Source organism: Enterocloster aldenensis, assembly GCF_003434055.1.
In the GTDB taxonomy this organism is placed as follows: domain Bacteria; phylum Bacillota; class Clostridia; order Lachnospirales; family Lachnospiraceae; genus Enterocloster; species Enterocloster aldenensis.
In genome coordinates this window covers 123,175-131,709 of sequence record NZ_QVEX01000015.1, presented here as the reverse complement: position 1 = coordinate 131,709, position 8,535 = coordinate 123,175, and the positions used below count along the sequence as shown (strand labels likewise).

Sequence of the window (8,535 nt, the reverse complement as noted above, 5' to 3'; positions counted from 1 at the left end):
TCATTTACACTGATATAGTCCTCAGGACTCTTATATTCCACGATATTATATGTGCGGAATATCCTCCCGATACTCTTGCTGACAGCGTGTCCCGGTTCCAGCTTGACAATCAGCGTGTCCATCTGAAGCGGCTTCCTGCTGAGGTTGTATTCTTCATAAAAGCGCAGGAACGGTCTGTCCTGGGCAAGTTCCACCTGCAGGGCGGCCTGGAACGCAGGGTGCCACTGTAAAGCCTTTTTCCCCATTCATGTTACTCCCTTCAGTATAATTTAAAAAAAACGTAACTTCAATAGCCCTCCTGAAATTTTCCTTGTATCCAATCCTTAATTAACTGTGAAGCTGCGGCCGAACCGGCCAAAACAGTGCATAAGCACGCCAGACTGCCATTGGGGCAGTGAATCTTATTGTGGAAGGAATCCACAGGATTTGAAATGATTCAACATTTCTGTGAATCCAGTATAACACAAAACGGTCAAATGTCCATAGTCCCCCACCCGGTTTTAGAAAGTACTTGCATTTTCCCCCGGCCTGGAATATGATGGTAAGTAATCGGATAAAACCTTTCTCTGATGCGAAGCAACCCTGAGATAAAGAGAGAGCGGATCAGCCAGGCTGCCGGCGTTTCTTTGCGCGGCCAGGTGTATTATTGTTATTTACATCCCCTCTCTGACTTTCAGAGAGGGGATTTTTTATTTGCGGTGATTAAAATGTAAAGGGGAAGAACGGTTATGCTGAAAATAGCGATTTATGGGAAAGGCGGGATTGGAAAATCCACCATTTCCTCCAACCTGTCAGTTGCCCTGGCAAAGAAGGGGTATAAGGTCATGCAGATTGGCTGCGATCCAAAGGCGGATTCCACCATCCAGCTCCATGAGGGCAAGGGGGTTGCCTCCATCCTGGACATCATCCGGGCAAAGGGGGATAAGGCAGGACTTGAGGAGCTGGTGACAGAGGGCAGCGAAGGCGTGCTCTGTGCAGAGGCCGGCGGACCCACGCCCGGCATGGGTTGTGCGGGCAGGGGGATCATCACTGCCTTTGAGGCGCTGGAAGAGAGACATGCATTTGACATCTACCGTCCTGACGTGGTGATATATGACGTGCTGGGGGATGTGGTATGCGGAGGCTTTGCAATGCCTATCCGGGAGGGGTATGCGGATAAGGTATTCATCGTCACATCCGGGGAGAACATGGCAATCTATGCGGCAGCCAACATTGCATGTGCCGTGAAGGCTTTTGAGGCACGTGGTTATGCCGGCCTGGGCGGCCTTATCCTGAACCGGCGGGGCGTGAAGCGGGAACAGGAGAAGGCGGAAGAACTGGCCCGGGACATGGGGACGGATATCATTGCCTCCCTTGACTTTAGCCCCCTGGTGGGAGAGGCGGAGGAACTGGGAAAGACCGTGATGGAAGTATTTCCTGACAGCGATATTGCCGGGGAATATAAGAAGCTGGCGGATGCGGTGCTCGCAGTCTGCAGAGAGGAACAGGTGAGGAAGGATAATGCTAAAGAATCTGCATGAGGCCGCGGGATGTCCGTTGGGAAAACAGACCGAAGGCCCGGATGCCAAAGGCACGGCAACCGAACTGGCAGCCCTGTCCGGCCTGGCGCCATTTACATATGGCCTGGAGTACAGCGCGCCGGCCAGGGGAGGCTGGACCATCGTACATATCGGCATGCTGCTGCCGGAAAGCCATCAGGTGTTTGTGTGCGCCCAGAGCTGCCTGCGGGGCGTGGTGCTGTCCGCGGCGGAACTTAATGATTCGGACCGGTTTTCTACCATTACCGTGGATGAGGAGTCTGTGCTGGACGGAAACTGCGAGGAAATCATCATAGAAGGAATCACCCATATCCTGGAGGGCCTTCCAAAGCTTCCAAAGGCGCTGTTGCTTTTTACAAGCTGCATCCACCATTTCCTTGGAACGGATATGAAGCTGGTGTTCGGGGAACTGGACAGACGTTTTACGCAGGTTGGGTTTGTCCAGTGCTGGATGAACCCCATCATGCGCAAGACCAAGATGCCTCCGGACCCGTTTATGAGAAAACAGCTTTATTCATTGTTAAGGCCTGCCAGGACGGACAGGAGGCAGGTAAACATAATCGGCAGCAACCTGGCAATCAGGGAAAGCTCAGAGTTATACAGGGGACTGAAGGAAAATGGGTTCTTCCTCAAGGATATCTGTACCTGCCGGAATTTTGAGGAATATCAGGAAATGGCCTCGGCCCGCCTAAACATAGTCACCCATCCCCTGGGGCGTCCGGCTGCCAGGGAGCTAAAGGAGCGGCTGGGGCAGGAATGGGTCTATCTTCCGGTCAGCTATGATTGGGATGAAATCGGCGAACATTGGAAATGCCTGTCCGACCTTCTGGAACTGGATTGGGATTGCGTGTGGAAGAGCCTGAAGCTTTGGGATATACGCAAGAAGGCGGAGGAGGCCCTGATCCGGCTGGCCCATATGCTGGAAGGATGGTCGGTGGTCATTGATTATACCGCTTCTTCACGTCCCTTTGGCATGGCGCGGCTCCTGACCCGGTACGGATTCCGGGTAGACAGGATTTATGCTGATACCATATCGCCCGAGGAGGAAGATACCATTGCCTTTCTGAAAGAGCGCTGTCCCCATATCCTCGTATGTCCCACGGTCCACCATAAGATGGCGGTCCTGCCGCGCGGCCTGTATGAGGAATCTGGGGGCAGGGTACTGGCGATTGGCCAGAAGGCGGCCTACTTTACAGGAACGCCCCACTTTGTCAACATGGTGGAGGACGGAGGGCTGTATGGCTGCGGAGGGATCCTGGAACTTGCCGGGCTGATGCAGGAAGCTGCCATGGAGGAAAAGGATACAGGGAAACTGATTCAGGTAAAGGGATGGGGGTGCTTCTGTTGAAACGGATAAACCGTATCCTGCCGGTTTACGCGGCAGACATATCAGGGGTGTGCTCGGCCCTCTATGAACTGGGAGGCATGACCGTGATGCATGATGCCTCCGGCTGCAACTCCACATATACCACCCACGATGAGCCGAGATGGTATTCCATGGACAGCATGGTTTACATATCCGCCCTGTCCGAGCTGGAGGCTGTCATGGGGGATGATGATAAGCTGGTGCGGGATATAGTGGATGCAGCCAGGAACCTTCATCCCAGATTCATCTGTCTGGGAGGAACCCCCATTCCCATGATGATGGGAACCGACTTTAAGGGACTTGCCAGAATGATTGAGAAGGAAACGGGAATCCCCACTTTTGGGATTGCCACCAATGGAATGCATTCCTACGTCCGGGGGGCGGGAGAGGCGCTGCGCCGGATTGCGGAACGGTTCTGTCCCACGGCGGATGAGCTGGAGGAAATAAAGGCGGGGATGGGGCAGATGGGCAAAGGATTCCCGGAAGGCCCGGGATCAGGGGGCGCCCGCCTGGGGGTTAACATACTGGGGGCCACGCCCCTGGATTTCTCCCTGACGGGAAATGTGTCAGGAATCAGGAAGTTCCTGTCCTGCCACGGCATGGAGACAGTGGGATGCTGGGCAATGAAAAGCAGTCTGGATGACATGCGCCTGGCAGGGCTGGCGGATGTGAACCTGGTTGTTTCCGCAGCGGGCCTGCCCGCTGCCATGGAATTGGAAAAAAAGTATGGCACCCCTTATGTGACAGGCACCCCCATAGGAAGAAGGACGGCGCTGCGCCTGGCAGGGCTTCTGCGTCTGGGGGCAGGGACAGGGAAGAACCAGTCCCTGTTTGGCGGGGAAGCATCCGGGGAAGGGGTGTCTGGCCTGCATCACGCCGGTCCGTGTATCCCGGGCCTGCCGGACGACCTTTCAAGGGAGCGGGTGCTGATTGTGGGTGAGCAGGTAATTGCAGGTTCCCTGCGGTGCAGCCTCAGGGAGGATTTGGGAGCCCGGGATGTAACGGTGCTCTGCCCTGTAGAAGGCAGTGAATCCATGGCAGAAGAGGGGGATATGCTTGTGTGGGATGAGGATGAGGCAATCAGCCGTATAGGAAGAAGCACGGTAGTGATTGCAGACCCCCTTTACCGCCAGGTATGCCCCAAGGATAAACAGGCGGCATTTGTGGATTTCCCCCATGAGGCGTGTTCCGGCAGGATGTACCACAGCGCCATGAGGCCGTTTGTCTGCGGATCATAGACGGGATTAAAGGTAAGGATGGTTCCCGGCAATGGCAGGGAACTGGATAAAAGGAGGGAATATCATGAAAAAGTTAACAGCAGTTATTTTGAGTATATGTCTTGGGGCCGCAGGCCTTGCAGGGTGCCAGTCAGGGCAGCAGGCAGCGGGAAGCGCGGGGCAGGCCCGGACAGAGAGCAGCGCCCCTGGGCAGGCCCAGGACCCGGGGGCAGGGAAGGAACGGGCGGAAGGGACAGGACAGGGCCGGTCCGAAAGTTCCGGCGCCGGGCAGGAACAGGCCCGGGAAGCGGATTCCGGGAAGGGCCAGGACGAAGGACAGGAAGCGTCCAAAGGCGCGTCTGATACGAAAATCATCACAGATCACGCGGGAAACCAGGTGGAAATCCCAAACCAGGTAAACCGTGTGGTGGTTACCGACATTTTCCCAATCCCATCCATCATAACCGTACTCCTGGGGTCAGGGGAAAAGGTGGTGGGTATGAATCCGGCCAGCATGAGCGCTGCACGGACAGGGCTTTTAGGTGAGCTGTTCCCGGATATCCTGAATGCAGGCACTGACTTCATGAACGGCAGTGATATCAATATGGAAGAGCTGATGAAGCTGGAACCGGACGTGGTCATCTACAGTGCGGGCAGCAAGGAGTTAGGAGAAGCGCTGCGTGCAGCAGGATTTGCTGCGGTGGGCATATCTGTTAATAAATGGGACTATGACAGCATTGAGACATACGACCAGTGGATTGCCCTGTTAAGCGAGATTTTCCCGGAAAAAGAAGACACGGCGGAACGGGTCTCCCAGTACAGCCACAAGGTTTATGAGGATATCCAGGGCAGGGTGGCCGGCCTTAGGGAAGAGGAACGTAAAAGCATCCTGTTCCTGTTCAACTACAGCGATACCACCATGGTGACCTCTGGCAAGAAATTCTTTGGGCAGTTCTGGTGCGATGCAGTGGGGGGCCGCAATGCTGCAAAAGGCGTGGCAGCGGAAAACTCCAATGCGGTCATCAACATGGAACAGGTATATGAGTGGGACCCGGATGTCATTTTCATCACCAACTTCACCCCGGCCCAGCCCGAGGATCTGTATGAAAATGCAATTGGCCAGGATGACTGGAGCCCGGTAAAGGCGGTACGGGATAAAAATGTATTCAAGCTTCCCCTTGGCACATACAGAAGCTATACGCCAAGCACGGATACGCCATTGACACTCCTGTGGATGGCAAAACAGGTATATCCCGACTTGTTTGCGGACGTGGACATCAACAAAGAGGTCAAGGATTATTATAAGGATATGTACGGAGTGGAGTTAACCGATGGACAGGTGCAGAGGATGTACCATCCGGGCCGTGATGCTGCGGCCGGATTTAAGAAATAAGAGCAGGGGTGGGACAGGAACATGAATGAATGCAGACACAGGTGGAACAGGTACTGGACCTTTGGTTCCCTGGCAGTAATCTTTGCATCGGCCGCAGCGGCCATGGCCATGGGCCGTTTTACCATATCACCCAGGGAGCTGGCGGCGGTGCTGGTACCCGGGGCGTTTCCCGGGGAGGAGGTGCCGGGACAGGTCAGGACCGTCATATCCAACATCCGGCTGCCAAGGGTGCTGCTGGCACTTTTATCCGGCGCCGGCCTGGCAGCGGCAGGCGCGGCGTTCCAGGGGCTGTTTGCCAATCCCCTGGCCACGCCGGACACCCTGGGGGCTGCCAACGGCGCATCCTTTGGCGCGGTGCTTGGGATCCTCCTGGGGCTGCCTGCATTCGGAATCCAGCTGTTGGCCATGATATTGGGAATCGCGGCAGTGCTGATGGCCTGGAGCGTGGGACGGGTCAAAGGCGCCATGCCTCCCCTTATGGTCATACTGGCCGGAATGGTGGTCAGTTCCCTGTTCTCAGCCCTTGTCTCCCTGGTGAAATACGCTGCCGACCCCCAGGATGTGCTTCCCGCCATTTCCTATTGGCTTATGGGCAGCATGGCAAGCACCACAAGGGCCACCCTGGTCATGGGGGCGCCGTTCATCCTGATAGGCAGCGTGCTGCTGTTCCTGTTAAGGTGGAAGCTTAATTCCATGTCCCTGCCCGAGGATGAGGCCAGGTCCCTGGGAATCCCGGTCAGGAGGATCCGGGGACTTGTGATCGTGGGGTCAGCCATGGTCACGGCGGCAGTGGTGTCCATGTGCGGCCAGATTGGATGGGTGGGGCTGCTCATTCCCCATATGGTGCGCATGATATTCGGCAATGACAACAGCTCCGTCATGCCGGCCAGCATGGCGTTCGGCGCAGTGTTCATGCTTATCATCGATACGGCGGCACGGTCAGTCACCGCATCGGAGATACCGGTTTCCATATTAACATCCCTTATTGGAGCGCCATGTTTCATATTGCTCCTCAGAAAGACAGGAGGTATCCGGTTATGAGGTTTGAGGTAAAGGACGGGGGATTCGGATATCCCCGGGAGGAATGTATTTTCAGCCATGTGGATTTCATCATGGATAAGCCGGAGGTGATGTCCGTACTGGGCGCCAACGGCGCGGGCAAGACAACCCTTCTTAAATGTATGCTGGGCCTTCTGGAATGGAAGACAGGGGGCACGTATATTGACGGGATCAGCATAAAGGAAATCCCGTATCACCAGCTGTGGCAGAAAATCGGATACGTACCCCAGGCCAAGGCGTCCGCCTTTGCCTATCATGCGGAGGATATGGTCCTTCTGGGGAGGAATGCGTACCTGGGCACCTTTGGCCAGCCAAAAAAAGCGGACCGGGAAATCGCCCTGGCCTGTATGGAGGAGATTGGAATCGGATATCTTAAAGGCAGGCTCTGCAGCCGTATCAGCGGAGGGGAACTCCAGATGGTGCTCATTGCCAGGGCGCTGGCCGGCGGACCCTCCATCCTGGTCCTGGATGAGCCGGAGTCCAACCTGGATTTCAGGAACCAGCTGATTGTGCTGGAAACCATTGAACGGCTGTGCAGGGAAAAGGGAATCTCAGCCATTGTGAATACCCATTATCCGGAACACGCCCTGTCCATTTCCCAGAAAGCACTTCTGCTTACCAGACAGGGGGAGGCCATATTCGGTCCAACCGGCAGGGTGCTGAGCGAGGAACATCTGGATGAGGCGTTTGGAGTGGAGGTAAAGCTGTATCCGCTGAAACATAAAGACCGCACATATACATGTGTCCTGCCGGTGGGATTAAAAGAAGTGATGGAAAGAGGTGCGTGATGGAAAGCGTAAAACGTATGGACGGTGCAAAGCGCATAGAAAACCTTGTGGACCGGCTGGCAGAGTCCCATATCCTGTCCAGGGAGGAATTCTGTTTCCTGCTGGACAATATAGAGCCTGAACAGGATGGGTATCTCTATGGGAAAGCAAGGAAACAGGCGCTGGCCAGTTACGGGAACCGTGTTTTCGTCCGTGGGCTGATTGAATTTACCAATTATTGTAAAAACGACTGTTACTACTGCGGTATCCGCAGGAGCAACCAGAAAGCATCCCGGTACAGGCTGACGCCGGAACAGGTAATGGACTGCTGCCATACCGGATATGGGCTGGGGTTCAGGACCTTCGTGCTCCAGGGCGGGGAGGATCCGTGGTTCAGCGACCAAAAGATTGCTTACCTGGTAGAGCGCATCAGAAGCACCTACCCGGACTGTGCAATCACCCTGTCCGTAGGGGAAAAGGAATATGATACTTATAAAATGTGGTTTGATGCAGGCGCAGACCGTTACCTGCTGCGCCATGAGACCGCCAACCCATGTCATTATGCCAGCCTTCATCCGCCCCAGATGTCCTCCGGGCACAGGAAGGAATGTCTGGAATCCCTAAAGAAAATCGGCTACCAGACCGGCTGCGGCATCATGGTGGGCGCGCCTTACCAGACAACGGGACACATTGCGGAGGATTTGGAGTATATGTATGGGCTTCAGCCCCAGATGGTGGGGATCGGCCCGTTCATCCCGCACCATGACACGCCCTTTGGGGGCCGTCCGGCAGGCACGCTGCGCCAGACGCTCCTGCTTCTGGCCATTGTGCGGCTTATGCTTCCGGACGTGCTCCTGCCTGCAACCACCGCCCTTGGCACTGCTGCGCCAAACGGCCGGGAACAGGGCGTACTGGCCGGGGCCAATGTGGTCATGCCCAACCTTTCGCCTCTTGATGTGCGCAAAAAGTATATGCTTTATGATAATAAGATCAGCACGGGCGTGGAAGCCGCGGCTAATATAAAAGAATTAAAACAGCGCATGGCTTCCATCGGATATGAGGTGGTGACGGACCGGGGGGACTTTAGGGGCCTGTCCGTGAAGTGACTGCACACATGTGCCAGACAGCTTATGCCATAACGGGGGAATCCCGGTCCAGGCGCAGCCATATGCGTCCGGGCCGGGATTTTTCATAG

The 8,535-nt window shown here is 55.5% G+C and carries 7 protein-coding genes and 1 pseudogene; 7 read left to right on the top strand and 1 reads right to left on the bottom strand.

Translation table 11 applies throughout. The features are described 5' to 3' along the window. A pseudogene (locus DWX59_RS22565) lies at positions 1-245 on the bottom strand (3-isopropylmalate dehydrogenase); the annotation flags it as partial. Positions 246-728: 483 nt separating this feature from the next. Between DWX59_RS22565 and DWX59_RS22560 the strand changes: the two are divergent. The 7 genes from DWX59_RS22560 (at position 729) to hydE (ending at position 8,446) form a co-directional block, all read left to right on the top strand. Continuing rightward, entirely contained in the window at positions 729-1,520 is a 792-nt protein-coding gene (locus DWX59_RS22560) for a nitrogenase iron protein NifH (protein WP_117561694.1), read from the top strand. After that, the gene (locus tag DWX59_RS22555) at positions 1,501-2,886 is read left to right on the top strand and encodes a nitrogenase component 1 (protein ID WP_227117131.1); all 1,386 of its coding nucleotides are present in this window, start codon (positions 1,501-1,503) and stop codon (positions 2,884-2,886) included. Before DWX59_RS22560 ends, DWX59_RS22555 begins: the two co-directional genes overlap by 20 nt. Then, positions 2,868-4,142, top strand: a complete 1,275-nt coding sequence (locus DWX59_RS22550; protein WP_117561691.1) for a nitrogenase component 1 — start codon at positions 2,868-2,870, stop codon at positions 4,140-4,142. Before DWX59_RS22555 ends, DWX59_RS22550 begins: the two co-directional genes overlap by 19 nt. 64 nt (positions 4,143-4,206) lie before the next feature. Continuing rightward, positions 4,207-5,514: an ABC transporter substrate-binding protein gene (locus tag DWX59_RS22545; protein WP_117561717.1), complete on the top strand. Its 1,308-nt coding sequence runs from the start codon at positions 4,207-4,209 to the stop codon at positions 5,512-5,514. Between the two features lie 21 nt (positions 5,515-5,535). Beyond that, complete coding sequence (locus DWX59_RS22540; protein ID WP_117561689.1) at positions 5,536-6,555, top strand: FecCD family ABC transporter permease; 1,020 nt, start codon at positions 5,536-5,538, stop codon at positions 6,553-6,555. After that, positions 6,552-7,361 carry an ABC transporter ATP-binding protein gene (locus DWX59_RS22535; protein ID WP_117561686.1) on the top strand — a complete coding sequence of 270 codons (810 nt, stop codon included), beginning with the start codon at positions 6,552-6,554 and terminating at the stop codon, positions 7,359-7,361. The genes DWX59_RS22540 and DWX59_RS22535 overlap by 4 nt, the downstream gene beginning before the upstream one ends. Further along, positions 7,361-8,446 carry a [FeFe] hydrogenase H-cluster radical SAM maturase HydE gene (hydE, locus tag DWX59_RS22530; protein WP_227117130.1) on the top strand — a complete coding sequence of 362 codons (1,086 nt, stop codon included), beginning with the start codon at positions 7,361-7,363 and terminating at the stop codon, positions 8,444-8,446. Before DWX59_RS22535 ends, hydE begins: the two co-directional genes overlap by 1 nt. Positions 8,447-8,535 lie beyond the last annotated feature (89 nt).